We start from the raw sequence: 21,632 nt of genomic DNA, 5'->3' as shown, positions 1-21,632 counted from the left end.
CTGCAATAATGAATTTGCATCTTCCTGCATAAGAATGCAAAGATCGACGCCATGACATCCGTCGCCGTGGCCGGAGCCAGCGGATACGCCGGAGGGGAGATCCTGCGGCTGCTGCTCGGGCACCCCGCCTACGCGCAGGGCACCCTCACCCTGGGAGCACTGACCGCTGCGGCGAGTGCCGGCACCACACTCGCAGAACACCACCCCCACCTCCTGCCGCTCGCCGATCGCGTCCTCGAGCCGACCGAGGTCGAGGTGCTGGCGGGCCACGACGTCGTGTTCCTGGGTCTGCCGCACGGTCACTCCGCCGCGCTGGCCGAGCAGCTGGGCCCCGACACCGTGATCATCGACTGTGGCGCGGACTTCCGACTCACCGATCCCGCCGCGTGGGAGCGCTTCTACGGTTCCGAGCACGCAGGCAGTTGGCCCTACGGTCTGCCCGAGCTGCCCGGCGCGCGTGACCGTCTGCGCGGCGCCACCAGGATCGCCGTCCCCGGCTGCTATCCCACGGCTGCGCTGCTGGCGCTGTGGCCCGCGGTGGCAGCGGGACTCGTCGAGCCGGCCGTGACCGTCGTGGCCGTCAGCGGCACCTCCGGTGCGGGCCGGACCGCCAAGGTCGACCTTCTGGCGGCCGAGGTGATCGGCTCGGCACGGGCATACAACGTGGGCGGCAAGCATCGGCACACCCCCGAGATCGCCCAGGGTCTGGCTGCAGTGGCCGCCGGCGCGGACGTGTCGGTGTCGTTCACCCCGGTGCTCATCCCGACGGCCCGCGGCATCCTGGCCACCTGCACCGCACGCACCCAGGCTTCGGTGTCGGATCTGCGCGCTGCCTACGAGAAGGCTTATGACGCTGAGCCTTTCGTGCACCTGCTCCCCGAAGGACGGCTGCCGCAGACCGGTGCCGTGGTGGGTGGCAATGCCGCCCAGCTCGCGATCGCCGTCGACACCGACGCCCAGACGTTCGTCGCGATCGCCGCGATCGACAACCTGGTCAAGGGCACCGCGGGCGCGGCCGTGCAGTCGATGAACCTGGCACTGGGCTGGACCGAGACCGATGGACTGACGACCGTGGGGGTGGCTCCGTGACCGACCTGGCCGACAGCGCCCGGCTGCTGCGCACGCAGGGGGTGACCGCGCCTGCCGGATTCCGGGCGACGGGAATCTCCGCCGGCATCAAGGCATCCGGCGCGCTCGACCTCGCCCTGGTGTTCAACGAGGGCCCCGATCACGCCGCGGCTGGCGTCTTCACCCGCAACAAGGTCAAGGCCGCGCCGGTGCTGTGGTCGACCCAGGTACTCACCACCGGTCGGCTGCGCGCGGTGATCCTCAACTCCGGCGGCGCCAACGCCTGCACCGGCCCTGCCGGATTCCAAGACACCCACGCCACCGCGGAGGCGGTCGCGGCGGCGCTGTCGGACTGGGGCACCGAGACCGGCGCGATCGAGGTCGCGGTGTGCTCGACCGGCCTGATCGGTGACCGCCTGCCGATGGACAAGGTGCGCGCCGGCGTCACCGAGATCGTGCACGAGATGGCCGGCGGCCTCACCGGTGGGGAAGAGGCCGCGCGCGCGATCATGACCACCGACACCGTGCCCAAACAGGTTGCGCTGCACCACCAGAACCGGTGGACCGTCGGCGGCATGGCCAAGGGCGCGGGCATGCTGGCGCCGTCGCTGGCCACCATGTTGTGCGTGCTGACCACCGACGCGGTGGCCGACGCCGCCGCCCTCGACCGTGCGCTGCGCCGCGCGACCGCGGCCACCTTCGATCGGCTCGACGTCGACGGCAGCTGCTCCACCAACGACACGGTGCTGCTGTTGTCCTCGGGGGCTTCGGAGATCGCACCGAGCCAGGACGACCTCGACGCCGCTGTGCTCGCCGTCTGCGAGGACCTCTGCGCCCAGCTGCAGGCCGACGCCGAAGGCGTGACCAAGCGGATCACCGTCACCGTCACTGGGGCGGCGACCGAGGACGACGCCGTCACCGCGGCGCGGGTGATCGCCCGCGACAGCCTGGTCAAGACCGCGCTGTTCGGCTCCGACGCCAACTGGGGCCGGGTGCTCGCCGCGGTGGGTATGGCGCCGGTGCCGCTGGACGCCGACCGCATCACCGTGTCCTTCAACGGCTTTCCGGTCTGTGTGGACAGCGTCGGGGCGCCGGGCGCGCGGGAGGTCGACCTCACGGGTGAGGACATCGCAGTCACGGTGGATCTGGGTGTGGGCGCCGCCTCGGCCTCGATCCGCACCACCGACCTGTCGCACGCCTACGTCGAAGAGAACTCGGCGTACAGCTCATGAGCATCGCGACATCGCAGAAGGCGCTGGTGCTCGCCGCTGCGCTGCCCTGGCTCAAGGCGCTGCACGGCAAGATCGTCGTCGTCAAGTACGGCGGCAACGCGATGACCGACGACACGCTCAAAGCGGCGTTCGCCGAGGACATGGTCTTCCTGCGCAACTGCGGTGTTCATCCGGTGGTCGTCCACGGAGGCGGCCCCCAGATCAGCGCGATGCTCAAGAAGCTCGGCATCGCAGGCGAATTCAAGGGCGGCTTCCGGGTCACCACACCCGAGGTGCTCGACGTCGCCCGCATGGTGCTGTTCGGTCAGGTCGGCCGGGAACTGGTCAACCTGATCAACGCCCACGGGCCCTACGCCGTCGGCATCACCGGCGAGGACGCGCACCTGTTCACCGCGGTGCGCCGCAGTGTGCTCGTCGACGGAGTGGCCACCGACATCGGCCTCGTCGGCGACGTCGAGCGAGTCAGCACCGACGCGGTGCGCGATCTCATCGCCGCCGGCCGCATCCCCGTCGTGTCGACGATCGCGCCGGACGTCGAAGGGCGCGTGTACAACATCAACGCCGACACCGCAGCCGCTGCCCTGGCCGAGGCGCTCGGCGCGGAGAAGCTGCTCATGCTCACCGACGTCGAGGGGCTCTACACCAGCTGGCCGGACCGCGGCTCCCTGGTCAGCGAAATCGATTCCGCTGCTTTGACGCAACTACTCCCGACGTTGGAGGAGGGCATGGTGCCCAAGATCGAGGCATGCCTGCGCGCGATCACCGGCGGCGTCCCCAGTGCGCACGTCATCGACGGCCGCGTCGAACACTGCGTGCTGGCCGAACTGTTCACCGATGAAGGCGCGGGAACCAAGGTGGTGCCCTCATGAGCCAGACACTGCTTGACCGCTGGTCCGCGGTGATGATGCACAACTACGGCACCCCGCCGGTGGCGCTGGTCAGCGGAGCGGGCGCCGTCGTCACCGACGGCGACGGCAAGTCCTATGTCGACCTGCTCGGCGGTATCGCGGTCAACGTGCTGGGCCACGGCCATCCCGCCGTCATCGAGGCCGTGCACCGGCAGATGAGCACGCTCGGCCACACCTCCAACCTCTATGCCACGGAGCCGGGCATCGCCCTGGCCGAGGCGCTGGTCGGTCACCTCGGGGCGCCCGCCCGGGTGTTCTTCGCGAACTCCGGCACCGAGGCCAACGAGGTCGCGTTCAAGATCACCCGGTTGACCGGACGCACCAAACTCGTTGCCGCCGAGGGGTCATTCCACGGTCGCACCATGGGATCGCTGGCGCTGACCGGTCAACCCGCCAAGCAGGCACCCTTCGAGCCGCTGCCCGGCGACGTCACGCACGTGCCCTACGGCGACGTCGACGCGTTGCGCGCGGCCGTCGACGACCAGACTGCCGGGGTATTCCTCGAACCGATCATGGGGGAGGGTGGCGTCGTCGTTCCGCCGGCGGGCTACCTGGTCGCTGCGCGGGAGATCACCGCGCGCCACGGCGCCCTGCTGGTGCTCGACGAGGTGCAGACGGGCATCGGGCGGACCGGAGCTTTCTACGCGCACCAACACGACGGCATCACCCCCGACATCGTCACGCTGGCCAAGGGGCTCGGCGGAGGGTTGCCCATCGGGGCGTGCCTGGCCATCGGACCGACCGCGGAGCTGCTGACCCCGGGCCTGCACGGCAGCACCTTCGGGGGTAACCCGGTGTGCACCGCCGCGGCCCTGGCCGTGCTGAAGGTGCTCGCCGACGACGGCCTCATCGAGCGCGCCGACGTGCTGGGCAAGACGCTGAGCCACGGCATCGAGGCGCTCGGTCATCCGCTGATCGACCATGTCCGCGGCCGCGGCCTCTTGCGCGGCATCGTCTTGACCGCCGAGGTCGCCAAGCCCGTCGAGGCCGCCGCCCGCGATGCCGGCTTCCTCGTCAATGCCGCTGCGCCGCAGATCATCCGGCTCGCCCCGCCGCTGGTGCTCACCGAGGAGCAGGCGGAGTCGTTCGTCGCCGCACTGCCGGCCATTCTCGATGCCGCGAGCGGATCATGACCCGGCATTTTCTGCGCGACGACGATCTCAGCCCGGCCGAGCAGGCCGAGGTGCTCGCGCTGGCCGCCGAGCTCAAACGGGAGCCGTTCAGCCGCCGGCCGCTGGAAGGGCCGCGCGGCGTGGCGGTGATCTTCGAGAAGAACTCGACCAGAACGCGGTTCTCTTTCGAGATGGGCATCGCCCAGCTCGGCGGGCACGCCGTCGTCGTCGACGGGAGAAGCACCCAGCTCGGCCGGGAGGAGACGCTGGAGGACACCGGCGCGGTGCTCTCCCGCTACGTCGACGCGATCGTGTGGCGCACGTTCGCGCAGGAGCGGCTGACCGCGATGGCCTCCGGTTCCAGCGTCCCCATCGTCAATGCGCTGTCCGACGAATTCCACCCCTGCCAGGTGCTCGCCGATCTGCAGACGCTCGCCGAGTGGAAGGGCGGTCTGAACGGGCTGCGGCTGAGCTACTTCGGCGACGGCGCCAACAACATGGCCCACTCGCTGATGCTCGGCGGCGTCACCGCCGGCGTGCACGTGACGATCGCGGCGCCGCGCGGCTTCGCCCCGCACCCGATGTTCGTCGCTGCCGCCGAGACCCGCGCCCACCAGACCGGCGCCACGGTGCGGGTGACCGACGATCCGCGTGATGCCGCCGCCGGTGCCGACGTGCTGGTGACCGACACATGGATCTCCATGGGTCAGGAGAACGACGGTCTCGACCGGGTCAGGCCGTTCCGTCCGTTCCAGGTGAACGCGGAGCTGCTCGACCAGGCGGACTCGGAAGCTGTTGTACTGCACTGCCTTCCGGCCCATCGAGGGCACGAGATCACCGACGAGGTGATCGACGGTCCGCGCAGCGCGGTGTGGGACGAGGCCGAGAACCGGCTGCACGCGCAGAAAGCGCTGCTGGTGTGGCTGCTGGAGAACTCGTGACCGCCTCCACGCGCGCGGGCCGGCAGGCGCGCATCGTCGCGCTGCTGTCCGCGCAGCCGGTACGCAGCCAAGGGGAGTTGGCGGCGCTGCTGTCCGCCGACGGTATCGAAGTGACGCAAGCGACGCTGTCGCGCGACCTCGAAGAGCTGGGCGCGGTCAAGCTACGCGGCGCCGACGGTGGCGGTGGCCAGTACATCGTCCCCGAGGACGGCAGCCCCGTGCGCGGGGTGACCGGCGGCACCGAGCGGGTGTCGCGACTGCTGGGAGACCTGCTGGTCGCCACCGACGCCAGCGCCAACCTCGCGGTGCTGCGCACACCCCCGGGTGCTGCGCACTATCTGGCCAGTGCGATCGATCGGGCCGCACTGCCCTATGTCGTCGGCACCATCGCCGGCGACGACACGATCTTCGTCATCGCGCGTGAGCCGATGACCGGGGCTGAACTCGGCGAGGCTCTGGAGAGCCTCGCCAAAGCGTGACACGAACAAGGGAGAGAGTCATATGTCCGAGCGCGTCATCCTGGCGTATTCCGGCGGTCTGGACACCTCGGTGGCCATCAGCTGGATCGGCAAGGAGACCGGCCGCGAGGTGGTCGCGGTGGCCATCGACCTCGGGCAGGGCGGTGAGGACATGGAGGTCGTGCGTCAGCGGGCTCTGGACTGCGGCGCGGTGGAGGCCGTCGTGGTCGACGCCCGCGACGAGTTCGCCGAGCAGTACTGCCTGCCGGCCATCCAGTCCAACGCGCTCTACATGGATCGCTACCCACTGGTCTCGGCGCTGAGCCGGCCGCTGATCGTCAAGCACCTCGTCGACGCGGCACGTGAGCACGGCGGCGGCATCGTCGCGCACGGCTGCACCGGCAAGGGCAACGACCAGGTCCGCTTCGAGGTCGGGTTCGCGTCACTGGCGCCCGATCTGCAGGTGCTGGCCCCGGTGCGTGACTACGCGTGGACCCGGGAGAAGGCGATCGCCTTCGCCGAGCAGAACGACATCCCGATCAACGTGACCAAGCGGTCGCCGTTCTCGATCGACCAGAACGTGTGGGGTCGGGCCGTGGAAACCGGCTTCCTGGAACACCTCTGGAACGCCCCGACGAAGGACGTCTACGACTACACCGAGGATCCGACGGTCAACTGGAGCAGCCCGGACGAGGTGATCGTCGGGTTCGACAAGGGTGTGCCGGTGAGCATCGACGGCCAGCCGGTGACGGTGCTGCAGGCCATCGAGGCGCTCAACGCTCGGGCCGGGGCGCAGGGGGTGGGCCGCCTGGATGTCGTCGAGGACCGCCTGGTCGGTATCAAGAGCCGCGAGATCTACGAGGCGCCCGGTGCCATGGTGCTGATCACCGCGCACACCGAGCTCGAGCACGTCACGCTGGAACGCGAACTCGGCCGCTTCAAGCGCGGCACCGACCGCAAGTGGGGCGAGCTGGTCTATGACGGCCTGTGGTACTCGCCGCTGAAGTCCTCGCTCGAGGCGTTCGTCGCGCACACCCAGCAGCACGTCACCGGTGAGATCCGGATGGTGTTGCACGGCGGCCACATCGCGGTCAACGGCCGGCGCAGCGCCGAGTCGCTGTACGACTTCAACCTGGCCACCTACGACGAGGGCGACACGTTCGACCAGTCCGCGGCGAAGGGCTTCGTGCACGTGCACGGGCTCTCGTCGAGCCTGTCGGCGCGGCGGGACCTGGCCGGCGACCGATGAGCCGCTTGCGCGAAGAGCAACAGCTGTGAGCACCCCCTCATCGCCCAAACCGACATTTGGGCGGGAAAGTGCGAGTGGAATCCACCAAAAGGTCGATCTCGACGCGGGACGGGGGCGCTGACGTGAGCACGAACGAGGGGTCACTCTGGGGTGGTCGGTTCGCCGACGGGCCGTCGGATGCGCTTGCCGCACTGAGCAAGTCGACCCACTTCGACTGGGTGCTGGCGCCCTATGACGTCGTCGCATCGAAGGCGCACGCACGGGTCCTGCATCGTGCCGGATTGCTCACCGACGACCAGCGCGACGGGCTCCTCGCCGGGCTGGACAGTCTCGGTACCGACGTCGCCGACGGCAGCTTCGGCCCGATCGCGACCGACGAGGACGTGCACGGCGCGCTCGAGCGTGGCCTGATCGACCGCGTGGGTGCCGATCTTGGCGGGCGGCTGCGTGCCGGCCGGTCGCGCAACGATCAGGTCGCCACGCTGTTCCGGATGTGGCTGCGCGACGCGATACGCCGGATCGCCGACGGCGTGTTCGAGGTCGTCGCCGCCCTGTCCACCCAGGCCGCCGCGCATCCCACGGCGATCATGCCCGGCAAGACGCACCTGCAGTCTGCGCAGCCGATCCTGCTCGCGCATCACCTGCTCGCGCATGCCCATCCGCTGCTGCGGGACATCGACCGGCTCGTCGACGCCGACAAGCGCGCCGCGGTGTCGCCCTACGGCTCGGGCGCTCTGGCCGGGTCGTCGCTGGGTCTGGACCCGGATGCGATCGCCGAGGAGCTGGGTTTCACCGCCGCCGCCGACAACTCTGTCGATGCCACCGCCGCACGGGATTTCGCGGCCGAGGCGGCGTTCGTCTTCGGCCTCATCGCCGTCGATCTGTCTCGGCTGGCCGAAGACATCATCTTGTGGAGCACAACGGAATTCGGGTATGTGCGGTTGCATGACGCCTGGTCGACGGGCAGTTCGATCATGCCGCAGAAGAAGAACCCCGACATCGCCGAGCTCGCACGCGGCAAGGCCGGTCGGCTGATCGGGAACGTGACCGGACTGCTCGCGACGCTCAAAGCCCAGCCGCTGGCCTACAACCGGGACCTCCAAGAAGACAAGGAGCCCGTCTTCGATTCGGCGGCACAGCTGGAGATGCTGCTGCCCGCGATGGCCGGACTCGTGTCGACGCTCGAGTTCGACGAGGACCGCATGGTCGCCCTCGCCCCGCTGGGCTACACACTGGCCACCGACGTCGCGGAATGGCTCGTGCGGCGCGGTGTGCCGTTCCGGGTGGCGCACGAAGCCGCCGGTGCTGCCGTGCGCGCCGCCGAAGCCCGGGGCGTCGGCCTCGAAGACCTCGAGGACGCCGAACTGGCCGCGATCCATCCCGACCTCGGGCCGGAAGTTCGCGACGTCCTGACCGTGGAAGGGTCGGTGAACTCGCGCGATGCGCGGGGCGGCACCGCGCCCGTGCAGGTGGCCCGACAGCTGAGCGCGGTGCGAGCCGCGGCCGACGAACTGCGAATCCGGCTGCGCCGCTAGCATTCGGCACCATGGACTCCGGCGAGCAGCAGACGGCGACCAGCCGGCGCGCTCGGCTCCGGCGCTGGCTGGCGCAACGCCCGCTGCGGCAGTGGTGGAAGGCCGCGCTGGCCACGGTCCTCGCGGTCGCCGCACTGTTCGGGGGACTCGACACCGTCAACACCGGAGCGGTCCCGTTCGCGGCCGATGAGGATTTCTCCGACGGTCAGTACACCGTGAACATCCACGGGGCCTCGCTGCTGCCGAAGGTCACCGCCGGCACGCGCACGATCGGCCCCGCCCAGCCCGGCAAGCTCTACCTCGGAGTGACCGTCACGCTCGCCAATGACGGAACGGTGCCCGGCCGCCTCCGCAACGAGCTGGACCTGCGCATGGTGAACGGCAAGGAGTTCTTCGGCGCGTTCCGCTTCCGCGACGGGTCGCCGATCCAGACCCTCGGACCCGGTCTGACGGAGAAGCTCGCGTACCTGTGGGTGGTGCCGCAGAACGCGGTTCGGCCCGGCGACACGATCAGCGTGCGGGTGTGGAAGAAGCAGTTCAAGCAACTGATGGTGGCCTACGGCGGCAAGGAGTGGCTCGACAGCCTCACCGATTACGGCGTCACCGAGCTGACCGTGAAGGAACCGGCATGACCGCGACGAGGATGCGGTCGGTGCTGTCGGCGGTGTGTGTCATCGTGCTGATCGCAGCGGCGGCACTGGTCTGGCACAACCTGCCCACACCCACCGATCTCTACGGACCGTTCGACGTCCACGGGAAAGCTGGCGAGCCGGTCCGCGGCCGTGGCGTCACTGCCACCGTCACCGCGGTGAGCGTTGCGCCGACGGTGAACTCGGTACCGGCGGCCGGCCGGTGGGTGGTCGTCGACACGACGATGCAGGCGCTGGGCAGTACCGATGTGCCGCACGCTGATCTGTTGGTCGGCGCGAACACCTACATCCCCACCGACCGGTTCTTGACGAAGACCCTCGGACGAGCGCTGGCGCCGGGCATCGAGCAGCGCGGCAGCTGGGTCTTCGACGTCGCGTCGGAACTGGTCGACGGCCGCGCCCCCGACCTACTGACGCTGCGGGTCTGGGTGGGCAGTGACCTGCTCGACTCGCGGCTGGTGATCACGATCCCACCTCAGGCCGTCAGCCGCGGCGCCGACCTCGAGCTGGTTCCGCCGGAGGCACGTGCATGAGCGGCCGGTTGACCGCGCTGTGGCAGCGCAACGTGCTGGGCGCCGTCGCGGCCGCCTGCGCAATCGCCGTGTTCGTCGTCATCGACTTCGGACCGGACTGGTCGACCTACCGACACTCCGTGCAACCTGAAGTCGTCATCCCCAAGGGCGAGAGCGGCTCGGCCGGGGGAGAGACGTGGCGGCTGACGAAGGTCACGCATCTCAACCGCAGCCCCGTTCGGTTCGGGCCGGCGCTGCCGAAGGGCACGGTGTTGACCGTGCTCGACTTCGACCGGTCGGGAACCCCGCAGCAGGGCTACTGCACCGCTGTGATCACCGACGGGACGACGCGCTGGACGGCGGAGGGGGTCGGCGGCTACACCCCGATCCCGCCCGACGGGGTCACATCGCTCTGCCACCTGCCCGGCCCCGTCCAGTTCACGTTCCTGCTGCCCGACGACGTCGTGCCCACGGCCATGGACGTGACGCACAACGGCCAGATCACTGTGCGGGTGCTGCTGTAACCGGTTGCGCGCGTACGTGTTCGAGGCAGTACGCCACCGTCGAGGCGATCAGGCACACCCGCAACGGCTCGATGATCAGATTCGACAGGAAGACGAGCGTGGGCCGGACGGCATCCCAGTAGGTTTCCGGGTGCGGCCCGAGCAGCCACGCCGCGCCGCGGAACAATTGTCCGGTGCGTACCTCGGGGCGGTAGAAACTGCCCGCCATGTCCAGCCAGGCCAGCCCGAGATAGCCGAGCACGTAGAGCGCCAACGCGATCACGCCGCCGTGCAGGATGAGCCGGGCAGAATCGGTGATCGGCCGGTAGTTGCCGAGCCGGGACAGCAGCACGTCGCGCGCCTCGTCGCGGCGGACATCGGACAGCCGAGACCACCGGTCCCGCACCCGCTTCTGTCGCGTCGACGCCCGCTCGAAGAGCAGGTCGGCACGTTGACCGGCGACGCGGCGAGCGGCGCTGCGCCAATCCGCCGGCATCGACACCCCGTAGACGATCGCGGCGACGGCCAGCCACAGCAGCGGGATGGTGGCGCCCCCGAACACAGTGCTCACCGTCCAGGTGACCGTGTCCCACAGGATCTCCAGCGGCCGGAAGTGGGAGAACAGCTCTGCGCGAGTGTCGGTGAACCACACCACGATCCGCCGCTGCTGCAGCCAACCGCTCGGGTTGACGAAGAAGGTGACGTCCTTGCTGGCCGCGAAGCTGAGGCTGAGGAAGACCCACAGAGCGTCCACGTAGACCCGGACCGCGATCATCCACCGCGGCATCAGATCCTTGAAGCGGCTCAGGACATAGCGCAGGACGAGTGCCGTCACGATCAGCACCACGGTGAGCGTGCCTCCCGGAAGTGCCTCGGGGTGCAGTTCGACCCCACCAGGGGTGGTCATGCTCTGCCCGATCCGATAGCCCAGCGCCCGTTGTTCGTAGGCGATCCAGTCCTCGGCGAACATCTTCCACGCCAGGTAGATCGCGAAGAACGGCACGATCACGGTGGCGAACACGTCGACGCGGCGCGCGGTCCGCGGCGGCAGCGCCGCCAACGCCGGAATGCCCGACCGGATCACGAAGAACATCGCGACGTAGGACCCGAGCCGGGCGAGACCGGCCAGCGGCATGATCAGAGAGGCCCACAGATCGTTGTCGTACCCGGCCCACGCGGCCAGCTCGATCGCGGCTCGGCGCCCCAGCAGCCCGAGCAGATAACACGCGGCGAGCTGAGGCCAGTACCGCCAGAACAGCACGAACGGGCGGGCGAGATACTCCGCCGTCGTACGTATCTGGGTCGTACTCATCCGGCGTCCTCGGCCAATTCGAGCCAGGCCTGCTCCAGGTCGTCCTTACGGGAGAGCAGGTCGCTCAGCTCGCCGTTGAGTTCGCCGGCCCGCACGTGGTCGGCGGCGGCATCGGCCATCGCCTCGTGCAGGGCGGCGATCCGATCGTCGAGTTTGGCGAGTTGGTTCTCGATCCGTGCCATCTCCTTGCCGGCGCGGCGATCGCGGGCGGCGCCGGATTCGCCCCGCACCGGCTCGGCCCGGGCGGGGGCCGGGGTGGCCGCTGCTGACCGGTCGGCGAGGTATTGCTCCACGCCCCCGGGCAGCAGATCGCAGCGCCCACCGCCTGTCAACGCGTAGGTCACGTCGCTGACGCGCTCGAGGAAGTAGCGGTCGTGACTGACCACGATCAGCGTGCCGGGCCAGCCGTCGAGGTAGTCCTCGATGACGGTCAGCGTGTCGATGTCGAGATCGTTGGTCGGTTCGTCGAGCAGCAGCACGTTCGGTTCGTCGAGCAGCAGCCGTAGGAACTGCAACCGCCGCCGCTCACCGCCGGACAGTTCGCCGAGCCGCGTGGTCAGCTTGTCCCCGGTGAACCCGAAATCCTCCAGCAGCGTCGAGGTGCTGACCTCGCGGCCGCCCGCGACCTCGGTGAGGCGCTTCTTGCTCTCGACGGCGTCGAGGACCCGCTCGTCGGGGTGCAATTCGGTGAGCGCCTGGCTGAGGTAGCCGATCGACAGCGTCTGGCCGCGTTTCACCGTGCCCGACGTCGGCGGCAGGTCACCGACCAGGAGCTTGAGGATCGACGTCTTCCCGGTGCCGTTCACGCCGACCAGTCCGATGCGCGCGCCCGGCCCGATCGACCAGTCGATGCCGTCGAGCAGCGTGCGCGGCGGATCGCCCACCTGCAGACTCACCCGGTGCAGATCGAACACGTCTTTGCCGAGCCGTGAGGTGGCGAATCGTTGCAGCATCAGCGAGTCGCGCGGCGGCGGCTCGTTGGCGATCAGGTCGTTGGCGGCCTGGATGCGGAACTTCGGCTTCGACGTCCGCGCGGGCGGCCCGCGCCGCAGCCACGCCAGTTCCTTGCGCATCAGGTTCCTGCGCCGGGCCTCGGTGCCGGCGGCCATGCGCATGCGTTCGGCACGCGCCAGCACGAACGCCGCGTAGCCGCCCTCGTAGGCGTCGACGACGCCGTCGTGCACCTCCCAGGTGCTCGTGGCGACGGCGTCGAGGAACCAGCGATCGTGGCTGACCACCACCAGTGCCCGGGCGGGCCGCGCGGACAGGTGCCCGGCCAGCCAGCCGATCACCTCGACGTCGAGGTGGTTGGTGGGTTCGTCGAGCACGAGCACGTCGTGGTTGGCCAGCAGCACCTCGGCGAGCGCGACGCGGCGCCGCTCACCACCGGACAGATCCGCCGCCCGGGCGTCCAGAGACACCTCGGCCAACAGGTTTTCGACGACGGCGCGGGTGGTCGGCTCGGCGGCCCAGATGTGGTCGGGCCGGCCCCCGACGATCACACCGCGCACGGTGTCCTCCGGTGCGAAGTCGTCGGCTTGCCGCAGGTAGCCCACCGAGAGGCCGGAGGTGTGGGTCGCCCGCCCGGAGTCGGGTGCCAGCGTGCCGGTGAGCACCTTGAGCAACGTCGTCTTGCCGTCGCCGTTTCGGCCGACCACGCCGATCGCGTCGCCCTCCTCGACACCGAGGCTGACGGCATCGAGCAACGTGCGGGTGCCGTAGCCCACGGTGACCTTTTCCAGGTTGATCAGGTTCGCCATCAGGCGCCGATGATAGGCCTCTGCTGTGCCATGATGACGTCTGCACTGGGGGGATCAGGGGTTCGGGGTCGGCGATAGGGGAGCAGGCGTTGGTGGATCTCTCGGCGATCACCGGACCGGTCGGCCGACTGGTCGCGACCGCCCAGAACGGTCTCGAGGTGCTGCGCTACGGCGGTCTGGAGACCGGATCGGTGCCCTCACCGTTCCAGATCGTGGAGAGCGTGCCGATGTACCGGCTGCGCCGCTACTTCCCGCCCGACACCCGGCCCGGCGCCAAACCCGCAGGCCCACCGGTGCTGATGGTCCACCCCATGATGATGTCGGCCGACATGTGGGACGTCACCCGCCAGGACGGCGCGGTCGGCATCCTGCACCGCGCGGGCGTCGACCCGTGGGTGATCGACTTCGGGTCGCCGGACAAGGTCGAGGGCGGGATGCAACGCAACCTGGCCGACCACATCGTCGCTCTCAGCGAGGCGATCGACACGGTCAAGTCGGTGACCGGGCGCGACGTGCACGTGGCTGGATACTCGCAGGGCGGCATGTTCGCCTATCAGACTGCGGCCTACCGGCGCTCGAAGGATCTGGCGAGCATCATCGCGTTCGGCTCGCCGGTCGACACCCTGGCCGCGTTGCCGATGAACCTGCCGGCCAGCCTCGCCCCGGCCGCCGCCGACTTCATGGCCGACCACGTCTTCAGCCGCATCGACATCCCCGGCTGGATGGCGCGCACCGGTTTCCAGATGCTCGACCCGATCAAGACAGCCCAGTCGCGGCTGGAGTTCCTGCTGCAGCTGCACGACCGGGAAGCCCTGCTCCCGCGCGAGCAGCAGCGCCGGTTCCTGGCCTCCGACGGCTGGATCGCATGGTCGGGTCCGGCGATCTCGGAATTGCTCAAGCAGTTCATCGCCCACAACCGGATGATGACCGGTGGCTTCTCCGTGCACGGCGATCTGGTCACGCTCTCGGACATCGACTGTCCCGTGCTGGCAGTCGTCGGCGAGGTCGACGACATCGGCCAACCCGCATCCGTGCGCGGTATCAAGCGGGCCGCGCCACAGGCCGATGTCTACGAATTCATGATCAGGGCAGGACATTTCGGGCTCGTGGTCGGTTCGAAGGCGGCCAGCCAGACGTGGCCGACAGTGGCACAGTGGGTGCGCTGGCTCGACGGGGCCGGCGCCATGCCCGACGGTGTCGCGCCGATGGCGCTGCAACCGGCGGCATCGTCGGAGAGCGGTGTCTCGCTCACCTCCCGGCTGGCGCACGGAACCGCCGCGGCGACGGAGATGGCGCTCACGCTGGCGAAGTCGGCCGCCGACGCGCTCGTCGCGGCGAACCGCTCGGCCCGCACGCTCGCCGTGGAGACCGCCCGCACCCTGCCCCGCCTCGCGCGACTGGGACAGGTCAACGACCACACCCGGATCTCGTTGGGCCGCATCATGAGTGAGCAGGCCCGCGACGCCCCGCAGGGCGAAGCGCTGCTGTTCGACGGCCGCGTGCACACCTACGAGGCGGTCGATCGCCGCATCAACAACGTCGTGCGCGGCCTCATCGGAGTCGGAGTGCGCCAGGGCGCCCGGGTGGGCGTGCTGATGGACACCCGGCCCAGCGCGCTGGTCGCGATCGCCGCGTTGTCCCGCCTGGGCGCGGTCGCGGTGCTGATGCCGCCCGACGCCGATCTCGCCACCGCGGCGCGGCTGGGCGCGGTCACCGAGATCATCGCCGACCCGGGCCACCTGGATGCCGCCCGCACGCTCGACACCCGGGTGCTGGTGCTCGGTGGCGGCGAATCGCGCGATCTGCACCTGCCCGACGATGCCGGCGTCATCGACATGGAACAGATCGACCCGGACCGGGTGGATCTGCCCGGTTGGTACCGCCCGAACCCAGGGCTCGCCCGCGATCTGGCGTTCATCGGGTTCAGCACGATCAGCGGTGACATGGTCGCCCGCCAGATCACCAACTACCGGTGGGCGCTGTCGGCGTTCGGCACCGCGTCGGCGGCGAACCTCAGCCGCAACGACACCGTCTACTGCCTCACCCCTCTGCACCATCAGTCGGGTCTGCTGGTGAGCCTGGGCGGCGCGGTCGTGGCCGGTGCGCGCATCGCGTTGTCGCGGGGTCCGCGGCCGGACCGCTTCGTCCAGGAGATCCGGCAATACGGCGTGACGGTGGTGTCCTACACGTGGGCGATGCTGCGCGAGGTGATCGACGATCCTGCCTTCTCGCTGACCGGCAGCCACCCGGTGCGCGTGTTCATCGGTTCGGGTATGCCCAGCGGTCTGTGGAAACGGGTCGTGGAGGAGTTCGCACCGGCGAAGGTCGTCGAATTCTTCGCAACCACCGACGGGCAGGCTGTGCTGGCCAACGTCGCGGGCGCCAAGGTGGGCAGTAAGGGCAGGCCGCTGCCCGGTGGCGGCGAGATCGCGCTGGCCGCCTACGACCCGGAGGACAACCTGATCCTCGAAGACGACCGCGGGTTCGTCCGTCGCGCCGACACCAACGAGGTCGGCGTCCTGCTCGCGCATCCGCGCGGCCCGGTCGACCCGCTGGCGTCGGTCAAGCGTGGAGTGTTCGCACCCGCCGACACCTGGGTGTCGACCGAGTATCTGTTCCGCCGCGACGAGGACGGCGACTACTGGCTCGTCGACACCCGCGCAGCGGTGATCCACACCGCCCGCGGACCGGTGTTCGCGGCCACCGTCAACGACGCAGTCGGGCGTCTCGGCGCGGTCGACATGGCCGTCACCTACGCGGTGCCCACCAAGACTCAGACGCTAGCGGTGACCGCCCTGGCCCTGCGTCCCGGCGGCAGCGTCACCGCCGCCGATGTGTCCGAGGCGCTGGCCGATATACCTGTCGGCGCCGCACCTGACATCGTGCACGTCGTGCCCGATATGACACTGACCGCCACGTACCGGCCTCTGGCAGGGCCGATGCAGGCCGACGGTGTTCCGAAGGCGTCCCGTAACGCCTGGTATCGAGACGCCGATACCCATCTGTACAAGCGGTTGACTGCGGCTGTTCGCAGCGAGATTGCCGGCACACAGCAGTGATGCCCGGTGCGCGCCTCACTGTTAGGCTCGCGCTGGCGACTCCGAGGAGGATTCATGTCACCACGCAATTGGCGCCGCGCCGCCGGGACCGCGCTTGCCGGTGCCGCGCTGGTCGGAGGCATTGCCGCGGGGCTGTCGGCTCCGCTGGCGGCCGCTGATCCGGCCGCAGCGCCGTCGACAGGCGATGCGCCTCCGCCGGTGTCACCCGATCGGATCCTCGTGATGATCAACGAGCAGTACAACACCGGGTCGGGCGGCGGTCAGGTCTCGAAGCTGATCGATCAGGTGATGACGCTGCGCATGCAGGGCTTCAAGCCTTCGCGCGCCAATACCGCTGCCCTTGCGGACGCCCTCGACAAGCGTCCGAATCAGGCTCCGCTGGTCGAGGCTCTGCAGGCGACGCTCGCGACGCAGCGCAAGATCAAAATGCAGGCAGCCAATCAGGTCCAGCAGCCCGCGGTGCCGCCGCCGGCGACTCCGGGCATCGTGCAGGCGCCGATGGGGCCGAATTGGGGTCCGGGTAACCCGATGATCAAGGATCCCGACGACAACATCTTCCCGATGCCCGGTCGGACGGGATGACGCTCGAACCCGCACTGCTCGAACTCCTCGTGTGCCCCCAAGATCGGGGTCCCCTGCTCTATGTCGACGGGTGTCTCTACAACCCCCGTCTGCAGCGCAAGTACCGCATCGACGACGGCATCCCGGTCCTGCTGATCGACGAGGCCGTCACCGTGGACGACGACGAGCATCGGCGCCTGGTCGCCGCGGCGAGCGAGTCCTAACCGAGCCCGGGGAGATCGCCGGTCAGGTAGCGCTGCAGATTCGGTGCGATCGTCTCCACGACCTGGTCCACGGGTAGGGATCGGAACGGTTCCAGCTCGAGGATGTAGCGCGCCATCACGACGCCGACCAGTTGTGATGCGACGAATTGGACGCGGATTCGGCCGGTGCCGGGCGGATCGTCCACCCGGCCGCCCACTTCCGCGGCGATGACGTCCTGCAGGAAGCTCCGCACCATCGAGACGTCGCTGCCGGCCAGCATGGACCGCAGTGTGGCGATGAATCCCTTGCCCAGCTCCGAATCCCAGAGCGGCAGCAGAAGCGACGGCAGGACATGGCCGATTTGATCGACCGGGACCTCGCGCAGCGGACCGATCACCGTCATGGGGTCGATCGGGATGTGGATCGCGGCGGCGAACAGCTGGGTCTTGGTGCCGAAGTAGTGGTGAACCAGCGCACCGTCCACGCCCGCTCCCGCGGCGATGGAGCGGATCGATGTGTTGTCGAAACCATTGCGGGCGAACAGGTCTCGTGCGACGGCCAAGATGCGATCGCGGGTGTCCGACGCGCCGGGGGGACGTCCCGGACGTTTGCGATCCTGCTCGGTCGTCACGGTCGCTACGGTGTCCTTCGCCTCAGTGTCGCTGCGGCCAGGGCGAGCGCCGACACCGCGAAGGCGGCGACGATCAGCAGATCGCGGACGGCCAGCGACGTCAGCTCGGCGTGGGCGCCGACCTGGCGGAGTGCCTCCAGAGCGTAGCTGGCCGGCATCGCGTTGCTCACCCACTGCAGCCAGTCGGGTAGCTGCTCGCGCGGCACGACGATGCCGCAGAGCAGCAGCTGCGGCGCGATGACCAGCGGCATGAACTGCACGGCTTGGAACTCGGTGCGTGCGAACGCGCTGCACAGCAGGCCCAGCCCGACCCCGAGCACGGCGTTGACGATCGCGATGACGAACACCCACACCGGGTTGCCTGCCGTCTCGAGATCCAGCAGCCAGAACGACACCAGGCACGCCAGGGTGGCCTGGGCGGCTGCGGCGAGCGAGAACGCTGTTCCGTAACCGGCGAGCAGGTCGAGGCGGCCCAGCGGGGTGGTGAGGATGCGCTCCAACGTGCCGGACACCCGCTCGCGCTGCATGGTGATCGAGGTGATCAGGAACATCACGATCAGCGGAAAAACGCCCAGCAGCACCAGGCATGCGTTGTCGAACGGCGACGGTAGTCCCGGTCGGGTCGGTACCGCGTCGAACATGAAGTACATCAGCGCGATGATCAGACTGGGCACCACCAGGATCATCGCGACGCTGCGGTGATCGCTGGCCAACTGCCGCAGGATGCGGACGGTGGTCGCGAGGTAGGCGCGCGGCGCCAGGTTCGCGCGGCCCGACGTCAGGCCGGTGCGGCTGCGGTGTCGCGCCGGATGACGGACAGGAACGCCTCGTCCAACGACTGACATGCGGTGTCCTCTCGGAGTTGGTTCGGAGTGGTGTGCGCCAGGAGGCGTCCCTCGCGCATGAGAAGCAGGTCCTGACAGTGGTCTGCCTCGTCCATGACATGGCTGGACACGAGGAGCGTGGTGCCGCGTCGCGCGAGAGCGGCGAAGCGGTCCCACAGTTCTGTGCGCAGAACCGGGTCGAGGCCAACGGTCGGCTCGTCGAGGACCAGCACCTCGGGATGGCCAACCAGCGCACAGGCCAGCGACACCCGCGTGCGCTGACCGCCGGAGAGATTGCCCGCGAGCGCGGTGCGATGGCTGTCGAGACCGACGGCGGCCAGGGCGTTGTCGACGTCGGTGGCCTCGCTGCCGTAGAGCGCGGCGAAGTACCGCACGTTGTCGACGACGCGGAGATCCGGATAGACGGTCGGCTGCTGCGTGACGTAGCCGACTCGGTGGCGCAGTTCGGCGCAACCGGCGGGCAGCCCGAGCACCCGCACCATGCCGCTCGACACCACCTGGGTGCCGACGATGCTGCGCATCAGCGTGCTCTTGCCGCACCCGGAAGGCCCCAGCAATCCGGTGATCGTGCCGCGGTCCACGCGCAGCGTCACGCCGTCGATCGCAGTCCTGCCACCGCGGCGTACGTGCAAGTCCTCGACCTCGATGGCGGCGGGCGTCGCCTCGACCCCTAATTCATCATTCGATGAACTCATCATGCGATGAATACTGCGCCTGGCAACGGGACGGTGTCAAGACCCGGCCGTAGGATGGCCCGACATGGTGGACGGCGGCGACATCGAACGCCCCGCCGGGGCGCAGCGTCTGGCTGTGGACCCCGTCCTTGCAGCGCAGATGCTGCTCGGTGCCCGGCTGACGGGACGCGATGTCACGGCCACGATCGTGGAAGTCGAGGCCTACGGGGGTCCGGATGACGGGCCCTGGCCGGATGCGGCGTCGCACTCGTTTCGCGGGCGCGGGGGACGAAACACCGTGATGTACGGGCCGCCGGGTCGGCTGTACACCTATCGAAGTCACGGGATCCACGTGTGCGCCAATGTGGTGTGCGCCACCGACGGTGTCGCGGGCGCGGTGTTGCTCCGAGCGGCCGTCATCGAGGATGGCGTGGGTCCGGCCCGGATGCGGCGGGGCGAGCTGGTCACGGAGTTCGCCCTGGCGCGCGGGCCGGGCAATCTGTGTTCTGCGCTGGGCATCGAGATGGGAGACAACGGCCTGGATCTCTTCGATCCGCTTGCGCCGGTCCAACTTTCACTGGCGCGCCCGCTACCTGGGGCGGCGGGGCCCCGGACGGGGGTCAGCAAGGCTGCCGATCGGCCGTGGCGCTTCTGGGTGCCGGGTCGTATGGAGGTATCCCCCTATCGGCGCAGCCCGCGGGCACCCGCTCCCGGCGAAAGTGACTAGTACGGGAAGATCGGTGGGTGGGCAGCAACATCCTCGAGGAATTGGACTGGCGCGGGCTGATCGCGCAGTCGACCGACCGTGACGCATTGGGCGAAGCCCTGGCCGACGGACCCGTCACCGTGTATTCCGGGTTCGACCCGACCGCCCCCAGCCTGCACGCCGGGCACCTCATCCCGCTGCTGACCCTGCGGCGATTCCAACAGTCCGGGCACCGCCCGATCGTGCTCGCGGGCGGCGCGACCGGAATGATCGGTGACCCGCGTGAGGTCGGCGAGCGCACGATGCAGACCGCCGACACCATCGCCGAGTGGGCTGTACGCATCCGGGGTCAGCTGGAGCGGTTCGTCGATTTCGACGACTCACCCACCGGCGCGATCATCGCCGATAACCTGTCCTGGACTCAGGAGATGTCGGCCATCGAATTCCTCCGTGATGTCGGCAAGCACTTCTCGGTCAATGTGATGCTCGACCGGGACACGGTGCGTCGTCGTCTCGAGGGCGACGGCATCTCCTACACCGAGTTCAGTTACATGCTGTTGCAGGCCAACGACTTCGTGGAGTTGCACCAGCGGTACGGGTGCACACTGCAGATCGGTGGCTCCGATCAGTGGGGGAACATCATCGCCGGCGTCCGGCTGGTCCGGCAGAAGGCCGGTGCCGGGGCGCATGCGTTGACCACTCCGCTGGTGACGGACTCCGAGGGGCGCAAGTTCGGCAAGTCCACCGGGGGCGGCAGTCTGTGGCTCGATCCCGAGATGACCAGCCCGTACGCCTGGTACCAGTACTTCATCAACACCGCCGATGCCGACGTCGTGGGATATCTGCGGTGGTTCACGTTCCTCGACGCAGCCGAGATCGCCGCGCTCGAGGAAGCCACCGCGGAGCGACCGCACGAGCGCGCCGCCCAGCGCCGTCTGGCGCGCGAGCTCACGACGCTCATCCATGGTCAGGCGGCCACCGACGCAGTGGAGCACGCGAGCCAGGCGCTCTTCGGTAGGGGAGAGCTCGCCGATCTCGACGAGCCCACCCTTGCGGCCGCGCTGCGGGAGGCCGGCAACAGCGAGGTCGTGGAAGTGCCTCCCGCAGGGCAGGATTCGATCGTCGACCTGCTGGTGGCGACGGGTCTCTCGGCGAGCAAGGGTGCCGCTCGTAGGACGATCGCCGAGGGTGGAGTGTCGGTGAACAACGTGAAGATCGCCACAGAAGAGTGGACGCCGCAGGCGTCGGACTTCCTGCACGGTCAGTGGCTCGTGCTGCGCCGCGGTAAGCGCAACATCGCCGGTGTCCGCAGAGCGTGATGGCGACGGGGCTGCAATGTGCAGGTCAGAGGGTTTTCACGGCGTGGGAACAACTACGCGCGTCCGCGCGTTGTCATCTCAGCAGTCAACGCACGCTTGCCGTGCGCGCGCTGGGATCAGGGCGAAAAACCGGTTCTAGCAGGCCATTTGACTCCGCGTTATCCCTGACGTAACTTATCGGAGTCGCTGCGACACGGGCCCAGCCCGGAGAGCGCGGCCGACTCCCGAGAGGTCACTCACTTTGGTGAGAGTCCTCATCTGCCCGCAGTAGATATCGCGGCTTTTCGCCGCGAGATCTTTGCGCGTCAGTCGGGGCTGTTGTTTGAGAACTCAATAGTGTGTTTGGTGGTTTTTGTTTGTTGTTTTTTGTTGTGTCCGCATTTTCCCGTTTGG

The 21,632-nt window shown here is 69.0% G+C and carries 21 protein-coding genes; 16 read left to right on the top strand and 5 right to left on the bottom strand.

Annotated elements, in window-relative coordinates; translation table 11 throughout:
* The first annotated feature begins 51 nt into the window (after positions 1-51).
* The 11 genes from argC to ACZY1G_RS24545 all read left to right on the top strand — a co-directional run bounded on the left by argC (position 52) and on the right by ACZY1G_RS24545 (position 10,189).
* Positions 52-1,089 (top strand): N-acetyl-gamma-glutamyl-phosphate reductase, encoded by a 1,038-nt coding sequence (argC, locus tag ACZY1G_RS24595; RefSeq protein ID WP_463818017.1) that lies wholly within the window; start codon positions 52-54, stop codon positions 1,087-1,089.
* Positions 1,086-2,300, top strand: a complete 1,215-nt coding sequence (argJ, locus tag ACZY1G_RS24590; RefSeq protein ID WP_463818018.1) for a bifunctional glutamate N-acetyltransferase/amino-acid acetyltransferase ArgJ — start codon at positions 1,086-1,088, stop codon at positions 2,298-2,300. The genes argC and argJ overlap by 4 nt, the downstream gene beginning before the upstream one ends.
* Positions 2,297-3,169, top strand: a complete 873-nt coding sequence (argB, locus tag ACZY1G_RS24585) for an acetylglutamate kinase (protein ID WP_463818019.1) — start codon at positions 2,297-2,299, stop codon at positions 3,167-3,169. The genes argJ and argB overlap by 4 nt, the downstream gene beginning before the upstream one ends.
* A complete protein-coding gene (locus ACZY1G_RS24580) occupies positions 3,166-4,341 on the top strand; it encodes an acetylornithine transaminase (protein WP_463823867.1) in 1,176 nt (391 codons plus the stop codon). Before argB ends, ACZY1G_RS24580 begins: the two co-directional genes overlap by 4 nt.
* Positions 4,338-5,261: an ornithine carbamoyltransferase gene (gene argF / locus ACZY1G_RS24575; protein WP_463823866.1), complete on the top strand. Its 924-nt coding sequence runs from the start codon at positions 4,338-4,340 to the stop codon at positions 5,259-5,261. Before ACZY1G_RS24580 ends, argF begins: the two co-directional genes overlap by 4 nt.
* Positions 5,192-5,740, top strand: a complete 549-nt coding sequence (locus tag ACZY1G_RS24570; protein WP_463818022.1) for an arginine repressor — start codon at positions 5,192-5,194, stop codon at positions 5,738-5,740. Before argF ends, ACZY1G_RS24570 begins: the two co-directional genes overlap by 70 nt.
* Positions 5,741-5,762: 22 nt before the next feature.
* Positions 5,763-6,968: an argininosuccinate synthase gene (locus ACZY1G_RS24565; protein ID WP_463818023.1), complete on the top strand. Its 1,206-nt coding sequence runs from the start codon at positions 5,763-5,765 to the stop codon at positions 6,966-6,968.
* Between the two features lie 122 nt (positions 6,969-7,090).
* Positions 7,091-8,503: an argininosuccinate lyase gene (argH, locus tag ACZY1G_RS24560; protein ID WP_463818024.1), complete on the top strand. Its 1,413-nt coding sequence runs from the start codon at positions 7,091-7,093 to the stop codon at positions 8,501-8,503.
* Positions 8,504-8,514: 11 nt separating this feature from the next.
* A complete protein-coding gene (locus ACZY1G_RS24555; protein ID WP_463823865.1) occupies positions 8,515-9,135 on the top strand; it encodes a hypothetical protein in 621 nt (206 codons plus the stop codon).
* Positions 9,132-9,686 carry a hypothetical protein gene (locus ACZY1G_RS24550; protein ID WP_463823864.1) on the top strand — a complete coding sequence of 185 codons (555 nt, stop codon included), beginning with the start codon at positions 9,132-9,134 and terminating at the stop codon, positions 9,684-9,686. Before ACZY1G_RS24555 ends, ACZY1G_RS24550 begins: the two co-directional genes overlap by 4 nt.
* Positions 9,683-10,189 carry a hypothetical protein gene (locus ACZY1G_RS24545; RefSeq protein ID WP_463823863.1) on the top strand — a complete coding sequence of 169 codons (507 nt, stop codon included), beginning with the start codon at positions 9,683-9,685 and terminating at the stop codon, positions 10,187-10,189. The genes ACZY1G_RS24550 and ACZY1G_RS24545 overlap by 4 nt, the downstream gene beginning before the upstream one ends.
* On the opposite strand, the gene ACZY1G_RS24540 is transcribed toward ACZY1G_RS24545, so the two are convergent.
* Entirely contained in the window at positions 10,167-11,480 is a 1,314-nt protein-coding gene (locus ACZY1G_RS24540; protein ID WP_463823862.1) for a hypothetical protein, read from the bottom strand. The genes ACZY1G_RS24545 and ACZY1G_RS24540 overlap by 23 nt on opposite strands.
* The gene (locus tag ACZY1G_RS24535) at positions 11,477-13,240 is read right to left on the bottom strand and encodes an ABC-F family ATP-binding cassette domain-containing protein (RefSeq protein ID WP_463823861.1); all 1,764 of its coding nucleotides are present in this window, start codon (positions 13,238-13,240) and stop codon (positions 11,477-11,479) included. Before ACZY1G_RS24535 ends, ACZY1G_RS24540 begins: the two co-directional genes overlap by 4 nt.
* 89 nt (positions 13,241-13,329) lie before the next feature.
* On the opposite strand from ACZY1G_RS24535, the gene ACZY1G_RS24530 reads away from it, so the two are divergent.
* The 3 genes from ACZY1G_RS24530 to ACZY1G_RS24520 are packed head-to-tail and all read left to right on the top strand — an operon-like array spanning position 13,330 to position 17,084.
* Positions 13,330-16,299, top strand: a complete 2,970-nt coding sequence (locus ACZY1G_RS24530; protein WP_463818030.1) for an acyl-CoA synthetase — start codon at positions 13,330-13,332, stop codon at positions 16,297-16,299.
* A 54-nt stretch (positions 16,300-16,353) separates the two neighbouring features.
* Complete coding sequence (locus ACZY1G_RS24525; protein ID WP_463818031.1) at positions 16,354-16,881, top strand: hypothetical protein; 528 nt, start codon at positions 16,354-16,356, stop codon at positions 16,879-16,881.
* Entirely contained in the window at positions 16,878-17,084 is a 207-nt protein-coding gene (locus ACZY1G_RS24520; protein ID WP_463818032.1) for a Trm112 family protein, read from the top strand. Before ACZY1G_RS24525 ends, ACZY1G_RS24520 begins: the two co-directional genes overlap by 4 nt.
* Here ACZY1G_RS24520 and ACZY1G_RS24515 read toward each other — a convergent pair.
* From ACZY1G_RS24515 to ACZY1G_RS24505, 3 genes are read right to left on the bottom strand one after another with little or no spacing between them, the layout of a single operon-like run.
* Positions 17,081-17,695, bottom strand: a complete 615-nt coding sequence (locus ACZY1G_RS24515) for a TetR/AcrR family transcriptional regulator (protein WP_463818033.1) — start codon at positions 17,693-17,695, stop codon at positions 17,081-17,083. The two genes, ACZY1G_RS24520 and ACZY1G_RS24515, sit on opposite strands and share 4 nt — an antisense overlap.
* 5 nt (positions 17,696-17,700) lie before the next feature.
* Positions 17,701-18,540, bottom strand: coding sequence for an ABC transporter permease (locus tag ACZY1G_RS24510; protein ID WP_463818034.1), 840 nt, complete (start codon positions 18,538-18,540; stop codon positions 17,701-17,703).
* Entirely contained in the window at positions 18,474-19,238 is a 765-nt protein-coding gene (locus ACZY1G_RS24505; protein WP_463818035.1) for an ABC transporter ATP-binding protein, read from the bottom strand. Before ACZY1G_RS24505 ends, ACZY1G_RS24510 begins: the two co-directional genes overlap by 67 nt.
* Before the next feature lie 61 nt (positions 19,239-19,299).
* Between ACZY1G_RS24505 and ACZY1G_RS24500 the strand changes: the two genes are divergently transcribed.
* Positions 19,300-19,941: a DNA-3-methyladenine glycosylase gene (locus ACZY1G_RS24500; RefSeq protein ID WP_463818036.1), complete on the top strand. Its 642-nt coding sequence runs from the start codon at positions 19,300-19,302 to the stop codon at positions 19,939-19,941.
* Between the two features lie 17 nt (positions 19,942-19,958).
* Positions 19,959-21,239 carry a tyrosine--tRNA ligase gene (gene tyrS, locus ACZY1G_RS24495; protein WP_463818037.1) on the top strand — a complete coding sequence of 427 codons (1,281 nt, stop codon included), beginning with the start codon at positions 19,959-19,961 and terminating at the stop codon, positions 21,237-21,239.
* Positions 21,240-21,632 lie beyond the last annotated feature (393 nt).

Source organism: Mycobacterium sp. IDUB_5 (assembly GCF_055419565.1).
This window is presented reverse-complemented; position numbering and strand designations above follow the sequence as displayed.